Source organism: Porphyromonas sp. COT-108 OH2963 (genome assembly GCF_000768895.1).
Lineage (GTDB): Bacteria > Bacteroidota > Bacteroidia > Bacteroidales > Porphyromonadaceae > Porphyromonas_A > Porphyromonas_A canoris.
This window is the reverse complement of the sequence record NZ_JRAP01000006.1, coordinates 69,181-91,809: the sequence shown is the minus strand read 5'-3', so window position 1 is coordinate 91,809 and position 22,629 is coordinate 69,181. Positions and strand designations below refer to the sequence as shown.

Below are 22,629 nucleotides of genomic sequence, written 5' to 3'. Positions count from 1 at the left end.
TCTACTTTTTAGCCTCAAGGGCATTTATAAATCGCTCTATTTCTACTTCGTAAGCTGCCTTATCTTCTCTTCTCAAAGAGGAAAGGCGGTTCAAATCTTCCTCCATCTCTTCCGGGATGGTCGCCTTGAAATGCTTGGCAAAAGCCTGAAGCACTCTGGGCTGCTTATATTTTGTTCGCAGAGCCAGCTGCAATCCTTCCTTCTCGAAAGAGAGTGGAAACTGAACGGGAGAGAAGTCCGCCCTGCTAAGATCCATATAGAGAAGAGAGTGTATGGCTGCTCTCCGACAGACGGACTCGTTCAAAGAGGGATCGTCTGTTGCGGCAATCACAATCTCGAAACCATCCAATGCTTCTCCCCGATAGGCTCTCTGCTCCAGTCTCAATGCGTTGTCCGAACGGTGCCGGAGCAGTCTCTCCGAAAAAGCAGGAGCCATGACCGTGGTCGCCACACCGTAACGCAACAGCGTCTCCACCTTTATGGCTGCCCCTTCGCCCCCGCCTATCACCAGAGCCGAAAGCCTGTCCGGTCTGAGCATCAAGGGAAGATAGCCCCTCTCGCACGGCTCCGGCTCGAACACCGGATGCTTCCACACTTTTCCATGTAGCGCATAAGGCCTTGCCAGATGCGCCTCTTCCGGCAGTGTCGGATGCAGAAAAAGCTCTTCGGGGGAGAGTCTTGCCGCCAGTTCGCCTCTGTTAATCACCCACACTTCATCGCCCCACGCATACGCCAGATCGGCATCGTGAGTGGAGAGAAGTACGCCCTTGCCTTCTGCCACAAGGCTGTCTATCAGAGCCATCACCTTTTGAGTGTAGAGATGATCGAGGTTTGCCGTAGGTTCGTCAAAGATGACAAACGATGGATCAAGCACTAAAACCGAAACGATGGCAACCCATTTCCGCTGTCCGTCACTCAACAAATGAGGCGGTTTTTCTGCCAAAGCGGTAAGCTCGTACTGCTCAAGGATCTCATCCAAAAGAGATTCAAACCGTTTGTCGCCCCGTCTTCCCGCTCCGCTGTTGATGAGTCCGAAAGCGATCTCATCCCTGACCGAAGGGGTAAAAAGCTGGTGATTGGAGTTTTGAAAAACAAAGGCAACCTTCTGCCGGAGCACCTCCTGCCCCCGTTTTCCATGCGGAATCTCCTCTCCATCGAGCAGGATAGCCCCCGAAAGAGGAGGCAAAAGACCCGTAAGTGTCTTGAATAACGTGCTCTTCCCCGCACCGTTGCGCCCCATTACCACCACTTTTCTGCCGGACTCCACAGAGAGTGAAAGATGCTCCACAACCCTTTTGCCCTTTTCGTAGCCAATGGCAAGATCTTGGAGCCGAAGCGTCATCCCGGACTGCCTGCCCCCTTGTACCGGTTCGGACATCCCGTAAGAGCGAGAGTAAAGCCCGTCCATCATTTTGTCCGACTCGTGCAGAGCCAGCACAACGGTCTGCCCCAAGAGAAGAGCCGCATGCCCGGAGCGTTCGCTCCGAACAGCATATCCGCCTCTCAACTTCTGAGCCGTAAAGATCTGCTGAGCCGTCTCCATAAGGATATGAATATAGCGGTAAACATACTCCATCAGCTCCACAGCCAGGGCAGGCACTTTAAGCCGTCGCATCTCTTGGATCATGGAGTAGAACGGGACGAGATGAAGCAGAGCCAGCAGCACGGAATAGCCGGCAAAGCAACGCGCCAAAAGCAGAAGAAACATATCAATGCCGGAAGAGGTTATCCCCCACCCGTATCTGCTCCATACCACTTCGTCCGCCACGCTTCCGGGAGGAACTCGCTCTATGAGTACCGGCAAGACTCCCAAAAGAATGAACAGAGGGACAAGGATAAGCCCTCTCTTGGATCTGCTCTGCCCTTTTACCGGGACAAAGAGAAGCACGCCGAGAATGGAAACAAACACCGCCAACAGCATCTCTATCCATGGGACAGCTACCACCACGACTATCAGCAGCAGTGCAAGCAGAAGTATCGTTCTATTATGTCGGTCAGGTAAGATCACGAACCTTTTTTCACCAACTTCTTATATGCAATGGCAAAAATAGCGATGCCTATCACGATCTGAACAAAGAACAGCACCGGCTCCATCGTTTCCGAAGGCTCATAACCGAAAGAGAAATCCATAGGCTCGAAGCCCGGTACCAATGTAGAGATCATTTCTCCGGCGGCATCATCCGTTCCCTCTCCGAAGTCGATAAAGTTGCCCACTACAGGTACAAGAAGAAACAGAATGCTCAGGATGACAAGAAGAATGGTGTACTTATGCTTTTTCATGACTAACGGCTTTTGATGTGAAATAGGTGGAAACACCCTGACGTACCAGTATGCGGTACACAAAAAGGGTGATAACGCTCTCGACTATGGCTAATGGAACTTGAGTAACAGCAAAGATACCCAAAAACTTCATCGCCGCACCGAAGACTCCGGTGGCAGACTCCGGCAAAAAGAGAGCCAGCTGAAACGATGTGGTAACATACGTAGACATGGAGCCGATAAAGGTAGCCAGAACAATGCCGACACTATCGGACAAACCGATCTTCTTAACACCCTTGTACACGCCATAGGCTACAAAAGGTCCTACAATACCGAGAGAAAAGACGTTCGCTCCCAATGTGGAGAGACCGCCATGCGCAAGCAAAAGGGTCTGAAACAGCAGAACGATGACACTCACGAGCGGTATGGCTTGCGGTCCTACAAGCACCGTACCGAGAGTGGTACCCGTAAGGTGGCTGCTGCTACCATTGACAGAAGGCAGCTTGAGCGCACTCAGGATGAAGACAAAAGCTCCGGAAAGAGCAAGCGTCAGCTTTGCTTTGGGGTCTTGAGCCACTCGCTTACGAATGTAGATAAAGCTCCAAACCACAAACGGAAGGGATAACACGTACCAAATGGCACACCAGTTCAACGGCATATAGCCCTCCATGATGTGCATAGCGTGTGCAGGCGTGGCAAAGAGCACCGCTAAAAGAAGAGCATAAAAAAGTTTGTTCATCTGTTGTAATGTTGATTTCTGTTTATACTGTTAGTTGCAATGCAGTCTCTTTCAAGCTCAAAAAACCTCACTCTCTTCGGCATCTCCACACCGGGAAAGTGTCATTCCGTCTTAGAAAAAGTCTTAAAACCAAAAAGATAAACGAAGATACGAAAAGTTTACGGATTCTTTCGGCAGGATGATACCCGACAACTCTCACCTCTTCACTTCTTTAAGAGCAGTCCAAAGCTCCGGAGCACTCCCCTTTCTTCGTTACACAATTCGGATAAACCCTATAAATAGTTCTGATGAATGGAGTAAAAAGCTGCTCCGATCCCTTTAATATCTCAAAATCCGGATTTGAAGCGTGGAAATCAAAGCGTAGAGTGTGGCAATCAAGCCATGAAGTGTACAAATCAAGATTCGACATGTGGCAATTGAGCCGTGAAGTGTACAAATCCAAGCCATGAAGTGTACAAATCGGCACTTGAAAAGCAAAAACCAAGCCTTGACTTCATCTTCCAAACATGATAAACCGTTCTTTTAATGCCTTTTAGCTGCTCTTTTGAACCCGTTCCGAACAAATCTCATCGCCACAACTCCAAATCTCCACAACAATATCTTCCCCAAAACACCTATCGCATCCCCCAACCGATTCCCGATACTCCGAAAACAGAACGCAACCACCACCATCCCCAAACAGCATCGGCTCATCCCAAAAGAATCTCGTGATGCTCTATAACCACAACAACCCATCATTCCAAAACAGCTTCAGCTCACCCTCCTATCTTTTCTCTTGTTATGGTCTATCTATTTATCTTTCTATCCTTGTATTCACCCTCTATCAGCAATAACACTTTCCTCTTGTATTTTCTAAGCAATATCATGAAGTTTACTTATACCCCTTCAGTTCAAATGACACCCGATAAGATGGGTATCAATGAGTTTTTCAGTGAGGTTTTCCCATAATCCTTCAATTCAGCCCCTTTTTACTATCCCAACAAAATAGTACTCACCCTTCTTATAGCATACTCGCCTCCAAACCTCTATTTCACAAAAAAAAGAGAGGTGCAAGCATCGCTCGCACCTCTCAATATATTCAAGTTAGATTTAGAACCCAACTGTGATCTCAAAGTCTATTAGATACCAGGTCTTGGAACAATCTTGAAGACTGCATAACCCTTAACTCCGGCATAACCGCGTCTGAATGTAGCCCACAAGCCATTAGGAGCTTCTCCTACTACAAGTGTAGCCGGATTACCCTTTATTCCATTGAAACCTTGTTGGATTGCTGTCTTGTTAAGGACAGGAATACGGAACCAGATTTCAGATGTAATACCTGTCAAGTTTCCTTGCCATTCTACAGTCCAAGTATCCTCGTGAGTAGCACTATCATATGCTCCTACGATATCAATGAATCTCGGATGGTGTGTAGAAATAGATGTCATATCTTTCGGAATTGGTTGCCATGTAGCACCCTTATCGTTAGATACTTCCATGTACTTGTAGTCAATATGAGTATCATCTCTCAATGGGAATGTTAGACGCTCTTCAAGACCATACCATTGAGCAAGTTTCTTAGGAGCAAACTTAGCATCTCCATTGATAGTTTCAGAAGGATCAAATCTTGCTACCAAGTGACCAATACCTTGAGAGTTTGTAACTCCTGCATCACCATGGTCAAACAGACCGCGATAAATCTTAGCAGAAGTATCTCTTGTATGGAAGTTAAACTCGAATGTTTGCTTATCTTGCTTATCTGTCAACACAACAGTAGTAAACTTAACACGTAGAGCTCTTTCAAACTTCACAGCGAAGTCCTTAATGTAGTAATAGTTGTTATTAGCAAACTTTTCAGGATTCGGATCTGTATCAGGAGCCTCATGGTTGATGTCTGTAACCATACGCACCTTCAAGAGTTTCTCCATGTCGTCTACACGTTCAAGAGAAGAGTCTTCTGCATCGGTAGTAAGCATATTGTGAGGATAACCTACAGAGTGAGGTCTGTGGTTGCTCATCAAGTAACTGTATAGACGGTCTCCACCTGTAGAGATAGAAATACGCAAGCGTTCCCATCCGTCAGCATCTCTTGCGATCCAAGCAGCTATATTAGAAGGCTGATCTTTCACGTAGATCTGAGTCAAATAGTTCTTATCATCACGCTTAAATACGAAACCAGCGTCAACAAGATCTTGATCATAAACGAACTCGAATCTTGCTCTGTATTGTGGAGCCTCACCTGGTTCTACGCTATTAGAGTCAACAATCTTTTCAGTAGTTATAAGGATGTTAGACTTATCATTTTCAACCAACTTGAATGCTTCAGTAAGGTCTACCTTATAGCCATTTTCAGACAAGAATTCATAACCACCTGCAATAGTGTTTTGGATTCTTGCATATTGAGCTCTGATGATATCTGTATTCGGGATCCAGTTATGAGCATTTTCTGCCTTGCTAACAGAGATTTCACGAAGCGCAACACGGAACTTGAATGTCAAGTAAAGGTCACGACCTTGTTGTACATTACCTGTCTTGTATTGTAGCTTGTAAGTGATGCTATAATCACCGGCCGGAGCCTTATCGTCTACATAAACGATAAACGAGTTAGCATCAAATTCATATCTGATAAGAACATGGTCGAAGGCATCAACTTCATCAACACCCGTAGCATCAACATTTTCAGTATCATTTACATGGTTATAATCTGCTGCCTCGAAAGATTGCTCAATTATTTCAGAGTTATCACCATTGATAATGTAAGCACTCTTGAACTCTGCTGCAGAGTTGATTGTAGGCAACTGCTTCAAGATAGGATTGATGTCACCAGGGTTAGGAAGAGCATTAGAAATACCCCAAGAATTCTTCGCATTCAATGGGTTCATCCAACGTGCAACCACAGTGTTATCATTAGCATTTTCGAAGTTTACAATTTGACCTCCTACAGGCTTATCAGTACCAAACATCTTGTGATAGTAAGGAATGTTTCTGTAAGAAGTGAATTCATCTGCATCTTCCTCAGGCTTATCTTGAGTGAAGTCAAATGTCCAGCGAGCATCGCTCCAACCTGTTGTAGATTCTACAATCTTAACAACCAAATAACCTACAGGCTGACGAACGTCACACTTAGAGTTAACTTGTGTAACCTTAACAATCACCTTCTTGTTGTTAGAAGCAGAGATTTGATCAGCTTTAACTTTAAGCTTGCTACCTTCGATAGTTGTATAAACGTGAGTAGTGTTTGTATTACCATCAATGATAACAATATTGTGATTATCATCTTCGTATGCTACTTGCTCAAATTCGTAAACAGGCTTAGCATAAACCGGTTTGTCTGTGTATGGTTCACCAAATGCACCAAACTCATTGTAGAAATGGCGGAATGGATCTCCAGTAACAACCTTTTCATTCTTATAATCACCGCCATCTTGAGGATAGTAGAAAGATGTTACATAGTCATAAAGATCGATCTCTCCTTGGATAGGAGCAGCATTTGCAATAGGAGTACCGGACCACATAAGAACGTTCCAGTTCTTTTCATCGTTTCCAAGAACGGCTTCGTCCTCATTTGCCCAAGTAGTAGCCTCAGCAAGAGTTCTCTTAAGAAGACGAGATGTCAAAACAGGCTTACCCGGTTTACCCAACTCTACAAGACCCTTTTCACCAACAACTTCAGCAAGTTTGATTTGAGTAGGGATAAGTTGAGTATTAACGTGTTCTGTAGACTTCACACGAAGCTTAGCAGGAGTTTGTCCTTCTTTTCTCTTAATATCGTTAGTAAGAGCTGTAACAACGATAGAAAGACCTCTTTTGCCACCCTTTGCTCCATAGTTAACATTAGGAGTAGTAGCGTCTTCGTCCACGGTCATAACGATACGCTCAGTGAAGTTGCCCGAGGTAAGAACATTCTCACCATGGAAGAATTCATTACCCCACCAAGTGTCGTTACCAAACACTTCACAAGCTTCTGCTCCCTTAATATGAACAGGAATGTAGATGATATCACCCTTTTGAGTAACCTCACCATTGATGTGAACATCAACCTTAGAGGAGTGATCTTCTACACCATCGTCAGCAGAACGAGTAGTGATTTGGAAGTTCAAGCTTTCGATAGTAAAGTCTTCACCAAGCTTTGCATTAGATGGGCTAACGCGATACATCAACACGTGATCAGCTGTATAGTCACCTGCAAAATAGTACAGCTTCATAGTCTTTTCAGAAGGAAGACCACGAGTTGGGATGAATGTAAGGCCTTCAAGCTGCTTAGAAAGTGTAAGGATGTTAGCAGCGTTGAATCCGATCATCTTTTCCAACTCTTTATCCTTATCGTCCAATTCTTTCTTATAACGCTCAACCTTAGCATCCAAATTCTCAATAGCAGTCTTGTTTGCTTCGATGAGACCCTTAAGTTCGTTGTACTTCTCTTGCAATTCGGTTTTAAGAGCTTCGATAGCGGCCTTGTTTTCGTTAATCTTAGCAAGGTGATCTTCAAGAGACTTATCGATACCATCAAGTCTGGCATTGATTTCCTTAAGCACTTCAGACTCGCCATTAACAAGCTTCAAGACTCCTTCCAAAGCAGCAATTCTCTTACCAAGTTCATCTTCAACCTTAGCGATCTTTGCATTAAGTCTATCTTCCAAAGCCTTAACTTCGTCTTTTGTAGCAGCCTTAGCAAGCTTAGCTTCGAGATCAGCCAACTTAGCATCTACTTGAGCCTTATAAGCATTGAATGTTTCAAGGGAAACAAGCTTAGCCATAAGCTCTTTCTTTGCATCTTCAAGCTCCTTCTTTGTAGCGGCATTAGCCTCCACTGAAGCAACTTTTTCCTCAAGAGCTTTCACCTTGCCTGCAACAGCAGTCACATCACCTTTAAGGTCTGTGATCTTCTTTTCAAGCTCAGCTTTCGTAGCCTTAAGATCGTTAGCAGCACCAGCCTTGTAAGCTTCTAGAGCTGCCTCGATTTTCTTAATATCATCATCATAATCCTTACAACTTGTCACAGTGAAAAGCACAGCAACAAGCGCAAGCATAATGAATCTGAAAGAAAAGTTTCTTTTCATAAAACAATAACATTTAGAGTTAGTAAATAAAAATTTGATTCGTATGCTGTATTGGGTTAATACTTCTAGTTTATCAATATCAATTCGATCCTTTTGAGAGATCCGTTATTTCAACACCTGAAGATCTTTCTAAAAGATGCCGCACCACACTTCTAAGACAAAAATCTTATGATAGACAATGAGACATCCACTTTTAACATATTCACCAATGAGAGAAAGAAAAAAAAGAAGAAAATTTTAGGCAAAAAGCAACAAAGCCCAAAGATAAGAGAGATAAAAAGACGACAAAAACGAACCATAAATGTGGCCACAGATGGACGCTAATCTCCTTAATATCTCATACTTACGCCAAAGCAGACTTCTTCTCGTCTTACTCTACAAGAGCAAAGGTAGGAAATATTATCATAAATACAAACATTTCCACAGCCAAAACCGCGTATAAAAGAGGAATAGAAGCACCGAGGACGAGAGAAAATCCCCCCTTTGGTTCTGTTCTCTGAATAGAGATTTGACTTTACCTCTATTCACTATTCTTAAATGTCTAATCGAGAAAGTGTGCAAGAATTGATCTCCAGATGATTAAGAACGCTTCCCTCTTTACACTCCTCCTGACAACGATACAAGAATAACAATAAAAAGGGGGTGTCAGATGAATCTGATACCCCCTTTGAATGTATATCTAAATATAGTTTATCGTAAGAGTTACGCTTCTGCTGCCTCAGATTGAGGTTGAGCTGCAGGAGCAGACTCTGTTGCCTTCTTGCGTGAACGACGTGTACGAGGTTGCTTAGCAGTCTCTTTCTTTTCCTTAAGCATGTTTTCGTTGTAGTCCACAAGCTCTATAATACACATCTGAGCATTATCACCAAGACGGAACCCTGTCTTGAGGATACGAGTGTAACCGCCCGGACGATCCGCAACTTTTTGAGATATATTTTGGAACAACTCTGTTACCGCATATTTATTTTGCAAATAAGAGAAAACAGTACGACGAGAGTGTGTTGTGTCTTCTTTAGAACGATTGATAATCGGTTCTACATACTGTCTTAGTGCTTTTGCCTTGGCAAGAGTGGTCTGAATCCTCTTATGCATAATAAGAGAAGTTGCCATATTTGAAAGCATTGCGTGTCTGTGAGCTGTCTTACGGCCAAGGTGATTGAATTTTTTTCTATGTCTCATCTTCTTATAATTCTTTATCTAATTTGTACTTGGCTACATCCATACCGAACGAGAGTTCCAAACGTTCAAGAAGGTCTTCCAATTCTGTAAGAGACTTCTTACCAAAATTGCGGAACTTTAGAAGGTCTGCCTTAGTGTGCGCAACAAGTTCTCCAAGAGTTTCAACTTCCGCTGCCTTCAAACAGTTGAGAGCACGAACGGAAAGATCGAGTTCAGATAGCGGAGACATGAGCAACTGGCGCATGTGTATCGCATCTTCATCAAATTCGGAGTTATCATCCGCGACATCACTCTCTAATGCGACATAATCTTCTGCACAAAGAGCGAAATGAGAGATAAGAATCTGTGCTGCACCTCGCAAGGCATCTTTGGGAGAGATAGAACCATCTGTGGTAATCTCTAATGTTAGCTTGTCGTAGTCTGTACGTTGCTCCACACGAGTATTTTCCACTTGGTATTTGACCTGTTTGATGGGTGTAAAGATAGCGTCAATCGCGATCTGTTGAGGGTCATCAAACATTCCCATCATCTCTTCCGCAGGAATCCAAGAGCGTCCTTTTATAATGGTAAGTTGGATGGTAAAGGATACAGATTTATCCAGATTGCAGATAACCTGATCCTTGTTGAGCACTTCAAAACTACTTAGCTTTGCAGAAATATCTGCTGCGGTAAACTGCTCTGTATTTTGAACCTTTATACTAACGGTTTCGCCCTCTTCCCCTTCGACAATACGCTTAAAACGCACTTTTTTCAAATTAAGAATGATGCTGGTAACATCCTCGATCACACCGGGAATGGTAGCAAACTCGTGCTCAACGTTGTCTATCTTGATTGAGTTGATAGCGTAACCCTCCAGAGCCGATAGAAGAATCCTTCTCAAAGCATTACCCACAGTAATACCGTACCCCGGCTCCAGCGGTCTTAGCTCGAACTTCCCGTATGTAGGGGAATCTTCAAGCATGACTACCCTTTCAGGTTTTTGAAATGCCAATAAAGCCATATACTACGTTACTTTGAATAGAGTTCTACAATCAGTTGTTCTTTGATATTTTCAGGGATATCCTCTCTGGAAGGAATGCTAAGAAGCTTACCGGAATAAGAAGCCTTATCCCATTCCAACCATGGATACTTACTTCCGCCGCTTGATGCAAGAGAGTCAACAATCACTTCAAGAGACTTAGATTTTTCTCTAACACCAATCACTTGACCTTGTTTTACGCTATAAGATGGGATATCTACGACCTTTCCATCAACGATAATATGACGGTGGTTAACCAACTGACGTGCAGCAGCACGAGTCTTAGCGATACCAAGACGATACACTATGTTGTCAAGTCGTTGTTCCAGCAATTGAAGAAGAACCTCACCCTTTACACCTTTAGAGCGAGACGCTTTATCGAAAAGATTTCTAAACTGTCTTTCTAAAACACCATAAGTGTATTTTGCTTTCTGTTTTTCGCGCAGCTGAATACCATACTCAGAAGTCTTACGTCTTCTGCTATTGCCGTGTTGTCCCGGAGGATAGTTCTTCTTAGACTTTACGGAGCCAAAGATAGGCTCTCCGAATTTGCGAGCAATTCTCGCCTTAGGGCCTGTATATCTTGCCATAATAAAATTTGATTACATGAAAGCGTACGCATACAGCCGCGATTGTGAGAGATGCTCAATCCATTTATATTTATACGCAGCCTTCATTCTTAATGATTTAAGTAAGTAAAGTGTATTATACTCTTCTTCTCTTAGGAGGACGGCATCCATTATGTGGTAGAGGAGTTACGTCTATAATCTCCATAACCTCTATACCTGCACCATGAATAGATCTGATAGCAGACTCACGGCCGTTACCCGGTCCTTTTACATAAACTTTCACTTTACGCAAACCAAGGTCGTATGCAACCTTAGCACAGTCTTGAGCAGCGAGTTGAGCTGCATAAGGAGTATTCTTTTTAGAGCTTCTAAAACCCATCTTACCTGCACTTGACCAAGAGATAACTTGACCTTCTGCATTGGCAAGAGAGATGATGATGTTGTTAAAAGAAGAGTGGATATGCGCTTGCCCAATAGCATCAACGCGAACAACTCTCTTCTTTGCGACTGTCTTTTTTGCCATATTATCTTAACGTATTATTTAGTAGCTTTCTTCTTATTCGCAACTGTTTTCTTCTTTCCTTTGCGAGTTCGGGCATTGTTCTTTGTGCTTTGACCACGCAAAGGGAGATGAAGACGGTGACGTATACCTCTATAGCAACCTATATCCATAAGTCTCTTGATATTAAGAGTCACCTCTGTTCTAAGATCTCCTTCTACCTTATATTCGGCCCCTATAATTTCACGGATCTTAGCTGCCTGATCATCTGTCCAGTCTTTCACCTTGATATCCTTGTTGATACCGGCTTTGTCTAGAATGGAATTAGCACTACTTCTACCTATACCGAAGATATAGGTAAGAGCAATCTCGCCTCTCTTGTTTTGTGGTAGGTCAACACCTACAATTCTTATTGCCATAATATGAGTATATTAATTCCGTTTTAGGAGTGCAAAAGTACGAATTATTTTTGACGTTGTTTCATTTTAGGGTTCTTCTTATTGATAATGTATAAGCGACCCTTACGTCTGACAATCTTACACTCCGGAGTGCGTTTTTTTAGGGATGTTCTTACTTTCATGATGAAATGTATCTTTGTCTTGTTTTATTTGTATCTGAATGATATACGACCTTTTGTAAGATCATACGGAGACATCTCAACCTTCACTCGATCTCCAGGAAGGATTCGAATGTAATGCATACGCATCTTTCCGGAAATGTGAGCTGTAACAACGTGACCGTTGTCCAACTCAACCTTAAACATTGCATTGGAAAGAGCTTCAACGATGACTCCATCTTGTTCTATTGCCGCCTGTTTTGCCATGAACTATAATGATAACTAAAATGTTTGGTAACCTAAGACTTCATATATATAATCAAATGTAGAAAGGACATCTGCCTTACCATCTACAACAGCCACACAATGTTCAAAATGAGCAGAATATTTCCGGTCTCTGGTCCAAACAGACCAACCATCATCCCCGTTTACAATATTCTTAGATCCCATATTGATCATAGGTTCTATACAGATGCATAGTCCTTCTTTCACTTGAAATCCGGTACCTCTTCTTCCATAATTGGGAACTTGAGGTTCTTCATGCATTTCTCGACCAATACCATGCCCAACAAACTCACGAACAACAGAAAAACCCGCCTTTTCGCAATAGTTTTGTATCGCATAGCCTATGTCTCCAAGCCGACGACCGACTTGTAGCTGCTCGATTCCTAAAGCAAGAGAATCTTTAGTTGTATTCAGAAGTTTCTTTACTTCGGAAGAGACTTCTCCAACAGGAAAAGTAAAAGCACTATCACCCGTAAAACCCATTAGCTTTGTTCCACAATCTACCGATACAATATCTCCCTCTTTAAGTATCACCTTATCGGAAGGAATACCATGTACTATATACTCATTAGGAGACGTACAAATAGATCCGGGAAATCCTGCATATCCTAAAAAAGCAGGAGTAGCCCCATGGTCACAAATGAACTCATTTGCTACAGTGTCAAGTTGCTTAGTTGAAACACCCGGTTTTATATGTTTAGCAACCTCTGCAAGCGTCCGACCAACAAGTTGGTTGGCTGCTCGCAGAAGTTCAATTTCTTCTTTTGTCTTTAGATATACCATAGTCTGAGATCAGTACATGGCACTTGAGCGTCCTTTAATACGTCCACTCTCACTAAATCCGTCATAATGGTGCATGAGCAAATGAGACTCTATCTGTTGAAGAGTGTCAAGAACAACACCGACAAGAATAATTAGAGATGTACCACCAAAGAACTGTGCAAAAGCAGGGTTTATACCCATAGATTCAGACATCGCAAATGTAGGTAGTATTGCTACAACAGCAAGGAAAATAGCTCCGGGAAGAGTGATTTTACTCATCACATCATCCAAAAAGTTCTTTGTTGCCTTGCCTGGTTTTACTCCGGGAATGAAACCATTATTTCTCTTGAGATCTTCTGCCATTTGCGTAGGATTTATCGTAACTGCTGTATAGAAGTACGTAAACAGAATGATCAACAGCGAGAAAACGACTGCGTACAAAACACCTCTACCATGCATAAAATCAGTAAGCAAAGCAGATGGTTCTGAAGAAGCAAAGGAGTACAAACTCACCGGTAAAAACATAATAGCTTGAGCAAAAATGATCGGCATCACATTTGCAGCATTAACCTTCAAAGGAATGTACTGACGTGCACCACCATATTGCTTATTTCCTACCATTCTCTTGGCATATTGTACCGGAACTCTACGTGTTCCTTGTACCAACAAAATAGCTCCTGCAATAACAAGCAGAAGGAATACAATCTCAAGGATGAAGACATACAGACCTCCTTCGCCTCCAAGTCTTAGAGAAAACTCATTGATGACCGCTTCAGGGAAACGAGCTATGATACCTATTAGAATGATAAAAGAAACACCATTGCCTATACCTTTATCCGTTATCTTCTCTCCAAGCCACAACACAAACATAGAACCAGCAGTAAGAATTGCCGTTGAAACGACCATAAATCCTAACGTTGAAGGCATAATCACACCTTCTGCCGCCAATGTATTTCGAGTACCAATAAGGTAAACAGGACCTTGAACAAGAAGAATTAAAATCGTAAGATAACGAGTATATTGATTCATCTTTCTTCTACCACTTTCTCCCTCACGCTGCATCTTTTGGAATGATGGAACCACTATCGCCAAAAGCTGCATTACAATGGATGCGGAAATATATGGCATGATACCTAACGCGAAAATTGATGCATTTGAGAATGCCCCTCCGGAAAACATATCTAATAGCGCCAAAAGGCCCTCTGATGTAGAGTTCTTCAAGGCTAATAGTGCGTTAGGATCTATACCGGGTAGAACAACAAATGTCCCTAACCGGTATAGAATTACCAAGAAAACAGTGGTAAGGATTCTAGTACGAAGATCCTCAATTTTCCAGATATTTTTGATTGTCTGTACTGCCTTCATTGCGTATTAGTTTATCACTGTAGCTGTTCCGCCTTGGGCCTCAATAGCCTCTTTTGCGCTTTTTGAGAAAGCATGAGCTTCAACCTTGATAGAGATAGAAAGCTCTCCTCGTCCCAAGACTTTAACTCTATCATTCTTTCCACACAAACCTCTAGCTACAAGTGTGTCTATATTAAATTCTTTGATATTATTCTCTTGTGAGATCTCGGCAAGAGTATCGAGATTAATCGGAGTGTACTCCACTCTGTTGATATTCTTGAAGCCAAATTTCGGAAGACGACGCTGTATCGGCATCTGTCCCCCTTCAAATCCGATCTTACGAGAGTATCCAGAGCGAGACTGTGCTCCCTTGTGACCTCTGGTAGAAGTACCACCTTTACCAGATCCAGGACCACGACCAACACGCTTACGAGACTTTGTAGATCCTTCTGCAGGACGTAAATTTGATAAGTTCATATCTTCAATATTTTATGCCTCAACGATCTCTATGAGGTGTCTCACTTTATGCAAGTTCCCCCTTGTAGCATCATTGTCCGGTAGTTCAACCACTCTATTCAACTTATTGAGACCAAGTGAGTCTAGAGCCGCCTTCTGATCTTTCGGACAACGAATACGACTTCTGACTTGTTTAACTTTTACTGTTTTCATCTTTCTCAGCCTTTAAATACTTTTTCTACTGATATACCTCTGGCCTGTGCAACATCCAATGGGCTTCGGAGTTCTGAAAGTGCGGTTATCGTAGCTTTCACCAAGTTATGAGGGTTAGAAGATCCCTTAGATTTCGCCAAGACGTCAGTTACCCCAACACTCTCAAGAACAGCACGCATCGCACCACCGGCCTTTACTCCGGAACCGGTAGAAGCAGGTTTGATAAAAACACGAGCACCACCAAAGCGAGCATATTGTTCGTGAGGGATGGTACCATTATATACAGGAACTTGGATGAGATTTTTCTTTGCGGCTTCAGCTCCCTTAGCTATTGCAGCAGTAACTTCTCCAGCCTTACCAAGTCCCCAACCAACGATACCATCTTCATTTCCAACAACAACAATTGCAGAAAATGTAAATGTACGTCCTCCCTTGGTGACCTTTGTTACTCTGTTTATTGCGACAAGCCTATCTTTAAGCTCCAAGCCATTTGCAGATTTCACTTTATTCATTTCGTTACAGACTTTTACTATTAAAACTTAAGACCAGCTTTACGCGCAGCATCTGCTAGTTCTTTTACTCTACCATGATAAAGGTAGCCATTTCTATCGAACACAACAGTGCTCACACCTGCTTTCATTGCATTTTGAGCAACTATCTCACCCACCTTGGCTGCGATCTCTTTTTTAGGGAGTTTTTCTTCCATCGGGAGAGAGCTTGCAGCTGCAAGAGTTTTGCCAGTTGCATCGTCTATTACCTGAGCATAAATCTGCTTATTACTTCTAAAAACGGTCAAGCGAGGCTTTTCAGCAGTACCAAAAATATTCCTACGCACACGTCTTTTTATTTTTTGTCTTCTTAGAATTTTTGTATTCATAACAATGTTTAGTTTACGTAGAGAGATTATTTACCTGCTGTTTTACCAGACTTTCTTCTGATCACTTCTCCTTCAAACTTAACACCCTTACCCTTGTATGGTTCAGGTTTTCTGAAGCTACGGATCTTTGCACAAACCTGTCCGAGAAGTTGCTTGTCTGCCGATTCAAGAATAATTAGAGGGTTTTTATTTCTCTCCATCTTAGTTTCGACTTTAACCTCAGAAGGAAGTTGAAGATATATCATGTGAGTAAAGCCAAGGGACAACTCTAGAACTTGACCTGTATTTGCGGTTCTATAGCCCACACCAACAAGTTCCAATGTTTTAGTATATCCTTGAGATACTCCAACAACCATATTATTTATAAGAGATCTGTAAAGACCGTGAAATGCATTGTGTTCTTTTGTCTCTCCTGTCTTATTCACAGTAAGTTGACCGTCATTGATTTCTACCGCAACTCTACTATCCATCTTCTGTGAAAGCTCCCCTTTAGGACCTTTTACCACAATCTGATCGTCATTTACGTTTACGGTTACACCAGCGGGTATTGATATAGGTAATTTTCCAATTCTAGACATAATACTTTCCTCCTAATCAATAAACGTAACACAATACTTCTCCGCCAACTCTAAGTTCGCGTGCTTCCTTGTCTGTCATAACTCCCTTAGAAGTAGAAACGATTGCGATACCAAGACCATTAAGAACACGAGGAAGATCTTTATAACCCACATAACGTCTAAGACCTGGCTTAGATATTCTTTGTAGCTTCTTTATGGCATTAGTTTTAGTAGCCATATTATATTTCAAGGCAACTTTAATAGTACCTCTAGCGCCATCTTGTTCAAACTTATAGTTGAGAATATAGCCTTTTTCAAAAAGGATTTTAGTCATCTCTTGTTTAAGTTTAGACGAAGGGATCTCCACCACTCGGTGATTAGCGCTGATTGCATTACGCAATCTAGTCAGATAATCTGCTATTGGATCTGTCATAAAACTTTTAATTAAATTGATCCGAACAATCGGACAATATTTAACACTTGCTTCAAATACTCAGACGAAAAGAAAGCAGCCAGTTAATTACCAGCTTGCCTTCTTTACTCCAGGGATAAGCCCCTTTGAAGCCATTTCTCTAAATTGAATACGAGAAAGACCGAATAGTCTCATATATCCCTTAGGTCTTCCTGTAATCTTACACCTGTTATGAAGGCGTACTGGTGAAGCGTTTTTAGGAATAGCCTGCAATGCCTCATAATCGCCCTCTGCTTTAAGGCGAGCACGTTTATTAGCATATTTAGCTACCAATTTTGCCCTTTTCACTTCACGGGCTTTCATTGATTCTTTTGCCATGCTCTTAGTATTTAGTCTTCTTTCTTAGCATTATTGAATGGAAGGCCAAAATGCTTCAACAAAGCGTAACCCTCCTCATCAGTTTGTGCCGATGTTACAAAGGTAATATTCATACCCATTATTTTAGTGATAGAATCCAAATTAATTTCAGGGAAAATAATCTGTTCGCTCACACCCAAAGTATAATTACCTCTACCATCAAGCTTACTATTAATACCCTTAAAGTCACGGATACGAGGAAGAGCAACACGCACAAGTCTTTCTAGGAACTCATACATTCTTTCTCTTCTAAGAGTTACCATAACACCAATAGGCATCTTCTTTCTCAACTTAAAGTTTGAGATATCCTTCTTAGAAAGAGTTGCAACTGCTTTCTGTCCTGTAATAGCTGTGAGTTCAGAAATAGCAACATCTATGAGCTTCTTGTCTGCCACAGCCTGACCGATTCCTTGATTGATAACAATCTTCTTAATAGCAGGAACCTGCATTACTGTGGAGTAGCCAAACTCTTTCATAAGAGCAGGAACAATACGCTCCTTATAATCTTTTTGTAGGTTATTTACAGTACTCATTACTTTATCAGCTCTCCAGATTTTTTAGAATAACGAACCAAATTGCCTTTACCATCATCCTTACGACCTATACGAGTAGGTTTTCCCGTAGATGGATCAACCACATTGAGGTTTGAAATATGGATAGGAGCTTCTATCTTAACCAGACCGCCTTGTGGCTGTTTTGCATTAGGCTTAGTAGCTTTAGTAATAACATTTACGCCTTCTACTATAGCTCTCTTTTTTGTGGGATCTACACTGAGTACACGTCCGGTTGCGCCTTTATCTTCACCAGCATTCACATACACAGTATCGCCCTTTTTAATATGTAGCTTACTCATTGTCTTTATGTATATATGTGTATATAATAGTGAAAGAGTTATAGCACTTCGGGTGCCAATGATACCACTTTCATGTTTTTAGTTCTAAGCTCACGAGCTACAGGACCAAAGATACGACTACCACGGATATCGCCGGCTGCATTAAGAAGGACACATGCATTATCATCAAATCTAATGTATGAGCCATCCGGACGTCTGATCTCCTTCTTTGTGCGAACAATAAGAGCTTTCGATACAGCTCCCTTCTTCACATCTGAAGATGGGATCACACTCTTCACTGACACAACAATAACATCTCCTATACCTGCATATCGTCTCTTTGTTCCCCCAAGAACACGAATACAAAGGACTTCCTTTGCGCCGCTATTGTCGGCTACGACTAGTCTTGATTCTTGCTGTATCATGATTATTTCGCTCTTTCAATTATAGAAGTCAATCTCCAACGCTTAGTCTTACTCAAAGGTCTTGTTTCCATGATCCTTACAGTATCGCCTATGTTGCACTCATTTTTCTCATCATGAGCGTGATACTTCTTAGTTTTGTTTACAAACTTACCATAAATGGGGTGTTTCTCTTTCCACTTTACAGCAACAGTTATGGTTTTATCCATCTTATTGCTAGAGACAACGCCCTGTCTTACTTTTCTTAAATTTCTTTCCATAAGGTAGGGACATTAATTAGTTTCTGATATTCTTTCGTGAAGAATAGTTTTAAGTCTTGCCACGAATTTACGCTTAGCTGTAATATCCGATGGCTTGTCTAGTGGAGTAACAGCATGAACAAGAAGCATCTTATTGTAAGCTTCTTCTTCAGCTTGGAGTCTTTCCTTTAGCTCCTCTATGCTCAGCTCTCTTATTTCTTTACTCTTCATTTTCGATTACGCATTAGTTTTGTGTTCATAATCTCTGCGAACAACAAATTTTGTTGTTACAGGCAACTTCTGTGCTGCAAGTCGAAGAGCTTCTTTAGCCACGGCAAATGGAACTCCTTCTACTTCGAACAGCATACGACCGGGAGTAACTGGTGCCACAAAACCTTCCGGAGCACCTTTACCTTTACCCATACGCACTTCGGCTGGCTTCTTAGTAATAGGCTTATCAGGGAAAATACGTACCCAAACTTGACCTTGACGTTGCATATATCTTGTTACAGCAATACGAGCAGCTTCAATCTGTCTACCGGTAATCCACTTGCTTTGAAGCGATTTGATACCAAAAGAACCGAAAGAAAGCTGATTACCTCTCTGAGCCACACCTCTCATGCGACCTTTTTGCTGCCTTCTAAATTTAGTTTTTTTAGGTTGTAACATGATGATAAATCTTTCTTCTTACATTAACGGTTCTGTCTTCTTCCTCGGCGAGCATCTCTACCACCTCTATTATTTTCACGTCTGCCGGATTCCTTAGCAGCTGTAAAATTAGGAGTCAACTCTCTCTTACCGTACACTTCACCTTTACAGATCCAAACCTTTATACCAAGTAGACCTACCTTAGTAAGAGCTTCCGCATGACAATAGTCAATATCCGCTCTCAAAGTATGAAGTGGAGTACGTCCTTCTTTAAACATTTCCGAGCGAGCCATTTCCGCTCCGTTAAGACGTCCGGAGATTTGAATCTTGATACCTTCTGCTCCGGCTCTCATAGTAGAAGCAATAGCTGTCTTTATAGCTCTTCTGTAAGCCATCTTACCCTCCAACTGGCGAGCAATAGTATTTGCTACAATAACAGCATCAAGTTCAGGTCTTCTTATCTCAAAAATATTAAGCTGAACATCTTTATCTGTGATCTTCTTAAGCTCCTCCTTCAACTTATCAACCTCTTGACCTCCCTTTCCGATAATAAAACCGGGGCGAGAAGTACAGATTGTTATTGTGATAAGTTTGAATGTGCGCTCTATAACGATACGAGATACACTTGCCTTAGCCAAACGAGCATCGAGGTATTTACGTAGCTTGCTGTCTTCATAAATTGTATCGGCAAAATCTTTCTTTTTGCCAAACCAGTTAGAATCCCATCCACGTACGATACCCAAACGGTTACTTATTGGATTAATCTTTTGTCCCATCTAAAATTAGTTTTTTACAGATGAATTAAGTGTATCTACATATAGAGTTACATGATTAGATCTCTTACGGATTCTGTAACCTCTTCCTTGTGGAGCAGGTCTCAATCTCTTCAGAGTCACAGCCTCATCAACAAATACTCTACTCACAAACAGCTCACCATCGTCGGCACGACGTTCGTTCTTTGCTTCCCAGTTGGCAATAGCAGAACGGAGCAATTTTTCAACTCTTCTTGAGGCTTCTTTGTTTGAAAACTGAAGCACACCCAGAGCTCTGTTTACTTCCATTCCTCTTACCATATCCACTACATATCTCATCTTACGAGGAGATGTAGGAACATTGTTAAGCTTTGCGAAGTAGAGTGTTTTATTATTTTCTTTACGTGCGTTTGCCGACACTTGTTTTCTTTTACCCATAATGTGTTCTTAGTTGTTCTATATTACTATTACTTACTTTGGGATCGCTTAACGCTTCTTATTGCCACCATGTCCACGGAACGTACGTGTTGGAGAAAACTCCCCAAGCTTATGCCCTACCATATTTTCTGTGATGAAAACAGGGATAAACTTGTTACCATTATGGACAGCAACTGTATGACCCACAAAGTCCGGAGAAATCATCGTAGCTCTTGACCACGTCTTGATCACAGACTTCTTACCGCTTTCATTCATGGCAAGAATCTTCTTCTCCAACTTCACATTGATATATGGTCCTTTTTTTAATGAACGACTCATAGTTTTTCTTTTCTAAAATAAGTTTACTTCTTTCTTCTTTCTATGATGTACTTAGAAGAGTGCTTTTTAGGAGCTCTTGTCTTCAAGCCCTTAGAATAAAGACCTGTACGAGAGCGAGGGTGACCTCCGGAAGCACGTCCTTCACCACCACCCATTGGGTGATCCACCGGGTTCATTACCACACCACGGTTATGCGGTCTTCTACCCAACCAGCGAGAGCGACCGGCCTTACCGGAACGTTCAAGAGCATGGTCAGAGTTACCGACACCACCAATAGTTGCTTTACAAGCAGAAAGAATTCTACGAGTCTCTCCTGAAGGCATCTTAATTACAGCATAAGTACCTTCTCTGGAGGTAAGTTGAGCAAACGCACCGGCACTTCTCACAAGCTTAGCACCTTGACCGGGTCTAAGTTCGATATTGTGAATTACAGAACCGATAGGAATGTTTTGAAGTGGCAAGGCATTTCCTACTTCGGGAGCTGCCTGGCTACCTGACATCACTGTTTGTCCCACTTGCAAGCCGTCAGGTGCAACGATATAAGTCTTCACACCATCTACATAGTAAAGTAGGGCAATACGAGCAGATCTGTTTGGATCGTACTCGATGCTCTTAACGGTTGCTGGGATACCATCTCTATTTCTCTTGAAATCAATAAGTCTGAAACGCTTCTTGTGACCGCCACCAATATAGCGCATTGTCATCTTACCGGTGTTGTTACGACCACCGGTACGCTTCTTACCCACAACAAGAGATTTCTCTGGCGCACTTGCAGTGATCTTATCGAATGCGCCAATAACTTTGTGTCTCTGCCCAGGGGTAGTGGGCTTCAATTTACGTATTCCCATTTCTTAAATTAGATATTGCTATAGAAGTCTATTGTTTGACCTTCCTCAATGGTAACAACAGCTTTCTTAAATGCACTTTTTCTACCGCGGATTACTCCACCTTTTGTATATCTTACTTGTCTCTTACCATCATAGTTCATGGTATTAACGCTCTTAACGTCCACACCATAAAGTTTCTTGATGGCATTCTTAATCTCGATTTTGTTCGCATCACGAGAAACACGGAAGCCATACCTGTTAGGCATGTTTTCAGTAATTTCTGTTTGCTTCTCAGTGATGATAGGCTTAATTAGAATACTCATTGCTTACGTCGTGTTATTATTATGCGTTCAAAACATTAACCATTTCACCAAGTGCGCTCTCTGTAATGACCATATATTTAGACTCCAAAACCTTGTAGGTGTTCAAGAGTTTAACATTCATAAGGCTCACATTGGGAATATTACGAGCGGACAAATATACAAAATTATCCGCATTATTCAAAACCATCAATGTACGCGCAGCATCCACCTTAAGGGCTTTAAGGATACCCACGAACTGTTTTGTCTTAGGAGATTCAAAAGAGAAATCTTCTACAACAATCACCTCTTGGTTCTTTGCCTTATAGCTCAAAGCAGAAGCTCTTGCAAGGTTTTTCACCTTCTTGTTCAACTTCTGACGGTAGCTTCTCGGTTGAGGGCCAAACACTGTAGCACCACCACGAAGAAGAGGAGAGTTAATATCACCTCTACGCGCTCCACCTGAACCCTTTTGACGGATCAGCTTGCGAGTACTACCGCTGAGCATGCTTCTTTCCTTAGTGGCATGTGTTCCTTGGCGTTGGTTTGCTCTATATTGCTTTACAGCCAAATAGATAGCATGGTCATTAGGTTCAATGCCAAATAGACTCTCCGGAAGAGTTACTGTTCTGCCGGTTTCTACACCGTTGATATCTAAAACTTTTACCTCCAT

At 42.1% G+C, this 22,629-nt stretch carries 33 protein-coding genes; 1 reads left to right on the top strand and 32 read right to left on the bottom strand.

What is annotated here, in order from left to right; all coding sequences use genetic code 11:
- Window position 1 precedes the first annotated feature (1 nt).
- Genes HQ39_RS09140 through HQ39_RS02380 form a run of 3 tightly spaced genes read right to left on the bottom strand, consistent with a single transcriptional unit; the run spans window position 2 to window position 2,998 of the window.
- A complete protein-coding gene (locus HQ39_RS09140; RefSeq protein ID WP_052079363.1) occupies window positions 2-2,008 on the bottom strand; it encodes an ATP-binding cassette domain-containing protein in 2,007 nt (668 codons plus the stop codon).
- The gene (locus HQ39_RS02385; protein ID WP_036789616.1) at window positions 2,005-2,280 is read right to left on the bottom strand and encodes an energy-coupling factor ABC transporter substrate-binding protein; all 276 of its coding nucleotides are present in this window, start codon (window positions 2,278-2,280) and stop codon (window positions 2,005-2,007) included. Before HQ39_RS02385 ends, HQ39_RS09140 begins: the two co-directional genes overlap by 4 nt.
- The gene (locus HQ39_RS02380) at window positions 2,267-2,998 is read right to left on the bottom strand and encodes an energy-coupling factor ABC transporter permease (RefSeq protein WP_036789610.1); all 732 of its coding nucleotides are present in this window, start codon (window positions 2,996-2,998) and stop codon (window positions 2,267-2,269) included. Before HQ39_RS02380 ends, HQ39_RS02385 begins: the two co-directional genes overlap by 14 nt.
- A 525-nt stretch (window positions 2,999-3,523) precedes the next feature.
- On the opposite strand from HQ39_RS02380, the gene HQ39_RS09500 reads away from it, so the two are divergent.
- A complete protein-coding gene (locus tag HQ39_RS09500; RefSeq protein WP_152565484.1) occupies window positions 3,524-3,709 on the top strand; it encodes a hypothetical protein in 186 nt (61 codons plus the stop codon).
- A 407-nt stretch (window positions 3,710-4,116) separates the two neighbouring features.
- Here HQ39_RS09500 and HQ39_RS02375 read toward each other — a convergent pair whose 3' ends face one another.
- The 29 genes from HQ39_RS02375 to rplD form a co-directional block, all read right to left on the bottom strand.
- Window positions 4,117-8,037: a zinc ribbon domain-containing protein gene (locus tag HQ39_RS02375; protein WP_152565483.1), complete on the bottom strand. Its 3,921-nt coding sequence runs from the start codon at window positions 8,035-8,037 to the stop codon at window positions 4,117-4,119.
- A gap of 702 nt (window positions 8,038-8,739) precedes the next feature.
- Window positions 8,740-9,216, bottom strand: a complete 477-nt coding sequence (gene rplQ, locus HQ39_RS02370; protein ID WP_036789603.1) for a 50S ribosomal protein L17 — start codon at window positions 9,214-9,216, stop codon at window positions 8,740-8,742.
- A 4-nt stretch (window positions 9,217-9,220) separates the two neighbouring features.
- On the bottom strand, window positions 9,221-10,216 hold the full coding sequence (locus HQ39_RS02365) for a DNA-directed RNA polymerase subunit alpha (RefSeq protein WP_036863364.1): 996 nt from the start codon (window positions 10,214-10,216) through the stop codon (window positions 9,221-9,223).
- 8 nt (window positions 10,217-10,224) lie between these two features.
- Complete coding sequence (rpsD, locus tag HQ39_RS02360; protein WP_036789600.1) at window positions 10,225-10,824, bottom strand: 30S ribosomal protein S4; 600 nt, start codon at window positions 10,822-10,824, stop codon at window positions 10,225-10,227.
- Window positions 10,825-10,939: 115 nt separating this feature from the next.
- A complete protein-coding gene (gene rpsK / locus HQ39_RS02355; protein WP_036789598.1) occupies window positions 10,940-11,326 on the bottom strand; it encodes a 30S ribosomal protein S11 in 387 nt (128 codons plus the stop codon).
- Window positions 11,327-11,340: 14 nt separating this feature from the next.
- Window positions 11,341-11,721 (bottom strand): 30S ribosomal protein S13, encoded by a 381-nt coding sequence (gene rpsM / locus HQ39_RS02350; protein ID WP_036789593.1) that lies wholly within the window; start codon window positions 11,719-11,721, stop codon window positions 11,341-11,343.
- Window positions 11,722-11,765: 44 nt separating this feature from the next.
- Entirely contained in the window at window positions 11,766-11,882 is a 117-nt protein-coding gene (rpmJ, locus tag HQ39_RS09375; protein WP_081964525.1) for a 50S ribosomal protein L36, read from the bottom strand.
- A gap of 24 nt (window positions 11,883-11,906) precedes the next feature.
- Complete coding sequence (infA, locus tag HQ39_RS02345; protein WP_036789590.1) at window positions 11,907-12,125, bottom strand: translation initiation factor IF-1; 219 nt, start codon at window positions 12,123-12,125, stop codon at window positions 11,907-11,909.
- 15 nt (window positions 12,126-12,140) lie between these two features.
- Entirely contained in the window at window positions 12,141-12,926 is a 786-nt protein-coding gene (gene map, locus HQ39_RS02340) for a type I methionyl aminopeptidase (RefSeq protein WP_036789588.1), read from the bottom strand.
- Window positions 12,927-12,935: 9 nt separating this feature from the next.
- A complete protein-coding gene (gene secY / locus HQ39_RS02335) occupies window positions 12,936-14,270 on the bottom strand; it encodes a preprotein translocase subunit SecY (RefSeq protein ID WP_036789585.1) in 1,335 nt (444 codons plus the stop codon).
- A 6-nt stretch (window positions 14,271-14,276) separates the two neighbouring features.
- Complete coding sequence (gene rplO, locus HQ39_RS02330) at window positions 14,277-14,726, bottom strand: 50S ribosomal protein L15 (protein ID WP_036789582.1); 450 nt, start codon at window positions 14,724-14,726, stop codon at window positions 14,277-14,279.
- A gap of 12 nt (window positions 14,727-14,738) precedes the next feature.
- Window positions 14,739-14,918 (bottom strand): 50S ribosomal protein L30, encoded by a 180-nt coding sequence (gene rpmD, locus HQ39_RS02325; protein ID WP_036789580.1) that lies wholly within the window; start codon window positions 14,916-14,918, stop codon window positions 14,739-14,741.
- Window positions 14,919-14,923: 5 nt separating this feature from the next.
- A complete protein-coding gene (gene rpsE, locus HQ39_RS02320; protein ID WP_036789577.1) occupies window positions 14,924-15,430 on the bottom strand; it encodes a 30S ribosomal protein S5 in 507 nt (168 codons plus the stop codon).
- Between the two features lie 20 nt (window positions 15,431-15,450).
- A complete protein-coding gene (gene rplR / locus HQ39_RS02315) occupies window positions 15,451-15,795 on the bottom strand; it encodes a 50S ribosomal protein L18 (protein WP_036789575.1) in 345 nt (114 codons plus the stop codon).
- 26 nt (window positions 15,796-15,821) lie between these two features.
- Window positions 15,822-16,373, bottom strand: coding sequence for a 50S ribosomal protein L6 (gene rplF / locus HQ39_RS02310; protein ID WP_036863360.1), 552 nt, complete (start codon window positions 16,371-16,373; stop codon window positions 15,822-15,824).
- A gap of 16 nt (window positions 16,374-16,389) precedes the next feature.
- Window positions 16,390-16,785 (bottom strand): 30S ribosomal protein S8, encoded by a 396-nt coding sequence (gene rpsH, locus HQ39_RS02305; RefSeq protein WP_036789571.1) that lies wholly within the window; start codon window positions 16,783-16,785, stop codon window positions 16,390-16,392.
- 87 nt (window positions 16,786-16,872) lie between these two features.
- Window positions 16,873-17,142 (bottom strand): 30S ribosomal protein S14, encoded by a 270-nt coding sequence (gene rpsN / locus HQ39_RS02300; RefSeq protein ID WP_036846851.1) that lies wholly within the window; start codon window positions 17,140-17,142, stop codon window positions 16,873-16,875.
- Between the two features lie 11 nt (window positions 17,143-17,153).
- Complete coding sequence (gene rplE, locus HQ39_RS02295) at window positions 17,154-17,714, bottom strand: 50S ribosomal protein L5 (RefSeq protein WP_036863357.1); 561 nt, start codon at window positions 17,712-17,714, stop codon at window positions 17,154-17,156.
- Window positions 17,714-18,034, bottom strand: a complete 321-nt coding sequence (gene rplX, locus HQ39_RS02290; RefSeq protein WP_036789556.1) for a 50S ribosomal protein L24 — start codon at window positions 18,032-18,034, stop codon at window positions 17,714-17,716. Before rplX ends, rplE begins: the two co-directional genes overlap by 1 nt.
- Before the next feature lie 38 nt (window positions 18,035-18,072).
- Window positions 18,073-18,438, bottom strand: a complete 366-nt coding sequence (gene rplN / locus HQ39_RS02285; protein ID WP_036789550.1) for a 50S ribosomal protein L14 — start codon at window positions 18,436-18,438, stop codon at window positions 18,073-18,075.
- A 2-nt stretch (window positions 18,439-18,440) separates the two neighbouring features.
- Window positions 18,441-18,695 (bottom strand): 30S ribosomal protein S17, encoded by a 255-nt coding sequence (gene rpsQ / locus HQ39_RS02280; RefSeq protein ID WP_036789548.1) that lies wholly within the window; start codon window positions 18,693-18,695, stop codon window positions 18,441-18,443.
- Between the two features lie 12 nt (window positions 18,696-18,707).
- A complete protein-coding gene (rpmC, locus tag HQ39_RS02275; RefSeq protein ID WP_036789544.1) occupies window positions 18,708-18,905 on the bottom strand; it encodes a 50S ribosomal protein L29 in 198 nt (65 codons plus the stop codon).
- 6 nt (window positions 18,906-18,911) lie between these two features.
- Window positions 18,912-19,343 carry a 50S ribosomal protein L16 gene (gene rplP / locus HQ39_RS02270; protein WP_036789542.1) on the bottom strand — a complete coding sequence of 144 codons (432 nt, stop codon included), beginning with the start codon at window positions 19,341-19,343 and terminating at the stop codon, window positions 18,912-18,914.
- 23 nt (window positions 19,344-19,366) lie between these two features.
- The gene (rpsC, locus tag HQ39_RS02265) at window positions 19,367-20,098 is read right to left on the bottom strand and encodes a 30S ribosomal protein S3 (RefSeq protein ID WP_036789540.1); all 732 of its coding nucleotides are present in this window, start codon (window positions 20,096-20,098) and stop codon (window positions 19,367-19,369) included.
- Window positions 20,099-20,104: 6 nt separating this feature from the next.
- Window positions 20,105-20,512, bottom strand: coding sequence for a 50S ribosomal protein L22 (rplV, locus tag HQ39_RS02260; protein ID WP_036789539.1), 408 nt, complete (start codon window positions 20,510-20,512; stop codon window positions 20,105-20,107).
- Between the two features lie 48 nt (window positions 20,513-20,560).
- Complete coding sequence (rpsS, locus tag HQ39_RS02255; RefSeq protein ID WP_036789537.1) at window positions 20,561-20,830, bottom strand: 30S ribosomal protein S19; 270 nt, start codon at window positions 20,828-20,830, stop codon at window positions 20,561-20,563.
- A gap of 23 nt (window positions 20,831-20,853) precedes the next feature.
- The gene (gene rplB, locus HQ39_RS02250; protein WP_036789534.1) at window positions 20,854-21,678 is read right to left on the bottom strand and encodes a 50S ribosomal protein L2; all 825 of its coding nucleotides are present in this window, start codon (window positions 21,676-21,678) and stop codon (window positions 20,854-20,856) included.
- 8 nt (window positions 21,679-21,686) lie between these two features.
- Window positions 21,687-21,980, bottom strand: a complete 294-nt coding sequence (rplW, locus tag HQ39_RS02245; RefSeq protein WP_036789532.1) for a 50S ribosomal protein L23 — start codon at window positions 21,978-21,980, stop codon at window positions 21,687-21,689.
- Window positions 21,981-21,999: 19 nt separating this feature from the next.
- Window positions 22,000-22,629 carry a 50S ribosomal protein L4 gene (gene rplD / locus HQ39_RS02240; RefSeq protein ID WP_036846856.1) on the bottom strand — a complete coding sequence of 210 codons (630 nt, stop codon included), beginning with the start codon at window positions 22,627-22,629 and terminating at the stop codon, window positions 22,000-22,002.

What these genes read in the sequence shown, in the direction of transcription:
- rplE (WP_036863357.1), bottom strand. Translation starts at nt 17,714, where the DNA reads ATGAGTACTGTAAATAACCTACAAAAAGATTATAAGGAGCGTATTGTT.
- rpsN (WP_036846851.1), bottom strand. Translation starts at nt 17,142, where the DNA reads ATGGCAAAAGAATCAATGAAAGCCCGTGAAGTGAAAAGGGCAAAATTG.
- rpmD (WP_036789580.1), bottom strand. Translation starts at nt 14,918, where the DNA reads ATGAAAACAGTAAAAGTTAAACAAGTCAGAAGTCGTATTCGTTGTCCG.
- rplW (WP_036789532.1), bottom strand. Translation starts at nt 21,980, where the DNA reads ATGAGTATTCTAATTAAGCCTATCATCACTGAGAAGCAAACAGAAATT.
- rpmJ (WP_081964525.1), bottom strand. Translation starts at nt 11,882, where the DNA reads ATGAAAGTAAGAACATCCCTAAAAAAACGCACTCCGGAGTGTAAGATT.
- rplD (WP_036846856.1), bottom strand. Translation starts at nt 22,629, where the DNA reads ATGGAGGTAAAAGTTTTAGATATCAACGGTGTAGAAACCGGCAGAACA.
- rplX (WP_036789556.1), bottom strand. Translation starts at nt 18,034, where the DNA reads ATGAGTAAGCTACATATTAAAAAGGGCGATACTGTGTATGTGAATGCT.
- HQ39_RS02365 (WP_036863364.1), bottom strand. Translation starts at nt 10,216, where the DNA reads ATGGCTTTATTGGCATTTCAAAAACCTGAAAGGGTAGTCATGCTTGAA.
- rplN (WP_036789550.1), bottom strand. Translation starts at nt 18,438, where the DNA reads ATGATACAGCAAGAATCAAGACTAGTCGTAGCCGACAATAGCGGCGCA.
- HQ39_RS09500 (WP_152565484.1), top strand. Translation starts at nt 3,524, where the DNA reads ATGCCTTTTAGCTGCTCTTTTGAACCCGTTCCGAACAAATCTCATCGC.
- HQ39_RS02385 (WP_036789616.1), bottom strand. Translation starts at nt 2,280, where the DNA reads ATGAAAAAGCATAAGTACACCATTCTTCTTGTCATCCTGAGCATTCTG.
- rplB (WP_036789534.1), bottom strand. Translation starts at nt 21,678, where the DNA reads ATGGGAATACGTAAATTGAAGCCCACTACCCCTGGGCAGAGACACAAA.
- rpsM (WP_036789593.1), bottom strand. Translation starts at nt 11,721, where the DNA reads ATGGCAATAAGAATTGTAGGTGTTGACCTACCACAAAACAAGAGAGGC.
- rplR (WP_036789575.1), bottom strand. Translation starts at nt 15,795, where the DNA reads ATGAATACAAAAATTCTAAGAAGACAAAAAATAAAAAGACGTGTGCGT.
- rpmC (WP_036789544.1), bottom strand. Translation starts at nt 18,905, where the DNA reads ATGAAGAGTAAAGAAATAAGAGAGCTGAGCATAGAGGAGCTAAAGGAA.
- rpsQ (WP_036789548.1), bottom strand. Translation starts at nt 18,695, where the DNA reads ATGGAAAGAAATTTAAGAAAAGTAAGACAGGGCGTTGTCTCTAGCAAT.
- rpsH (WP_036789571.1), bottom strand. Translation starts at nt 16,785, where the DNA reads ATGACAGATCCAATAGCAGATTATCTGACTAGATTGCGTAATGCAATC.
- rpsS (WP_036789537.1), bottom strand. Translation starts at nt 20,830, where the DNA reads ATGAGTCGTTCATTAAAAAAAGGACCATATATCAATGTGAAGTTGGAG.
- rplV (WP_036789539.1), bottom strand. Translation starts at nt 20,512, where the DNA reads ATGGGTAAAAGAAAACAAGTGTCGGCAAACGCACGTAAAGAAAATAAT.
- map (WP_036789588.1), bottom strand. Translation starts at nt 12,926, where the DNA reads ATGGTATATCTAAAGACAAAAGAAGAAATTGAACTTCTGCGAGCAGCC.
- rpsK (WP_036789598.1), bottom strand. Translation starts at nt 11,326, where the DNA reads ATGGCAAAAAAGACAGTCGCAAAGAAGAGAGTTGTTCGCGTTGATGCT.
- rpsC (WP_036789540.1), bottom strand. Translation starts at nt 20,098, where the DNA reads ATGGGACAAAAGATTAATCCAATAAGTAACCGTTTGGGTATCGTACGT.
- rplQ (WP_036789603.1), bottom strand. Translation starts at nt 9,216, where the DNA reads ATGAGACATAGAAAAAAATTCAATCACCTTGGCCGTAAGACAGCTCAC.
- rplF (WP_036863360.1), bottom strand. Translation starts at nt 16,373, where the DNA reads ATGTCTAGAATTGGAAAATTACCTATATCAATACCCGCTGGTGTAACC.
- HQ39_RS02380 (WP_036789610.1), bottom strand. Translation starts at nt 2,998, where the DNA reads ATGAACAAACTTTTTTATGCTCTTCTTTTAGCGGTGCTCTTTGCCACG.
- rpsD (WP_036789600.1), bottom strand. Translation starts at nt 10,824, where the DNA reads ATGGCAAGATATACAGGCCCTAAGGCGAGAATTGCTCGCAAATTCGGA.
- secY (WP_036789585.1), bottom strand. Translation starts at nt 14,270, where the DNA reads ATGAAGGCAGTACAGACAATCAAAAATATCTGGAAAATTGAGGATCTT.
- infA (WP_036789590.1), bottom strand. Translation starts at nt 12,125, where the DNA reads ATGGCAAAACAGGCGGCAATAGAACAAGATGGAGTCATCGTTGAAGCT.
- rplP (WP_036789542.1), bottom strand. Translation starts at nt 19,343, where the DNA reads ATGTTACAACCTAAAAAAACTAAATTTAGAAGGCAGCAAAAAGGTCGC.
- rpsE (WP_036789577.1), bottom strand. Translation starts at nt 15,430, where the DNA reads ATGAATAAAGTGAAATCTGCAAATGGCTTGGAGCTTAAAGATAGGCTT.
- HQ39_RS02375 (WP_152565483.1), bottom strand. Translation starts at nt 8,037, where the DNA reads ATGAAAAGAAACTTTTCTTTCAGATTCATTATGCTTGCGCTTGTTGCT.
- rplO (WP_036789582.1), bottom strand. Translation starts at nt 14,726, where the DNA reads ATGAACTTATCAAATTTACGTCCTGCAGAAGGATCTACAAAGTCTCGT.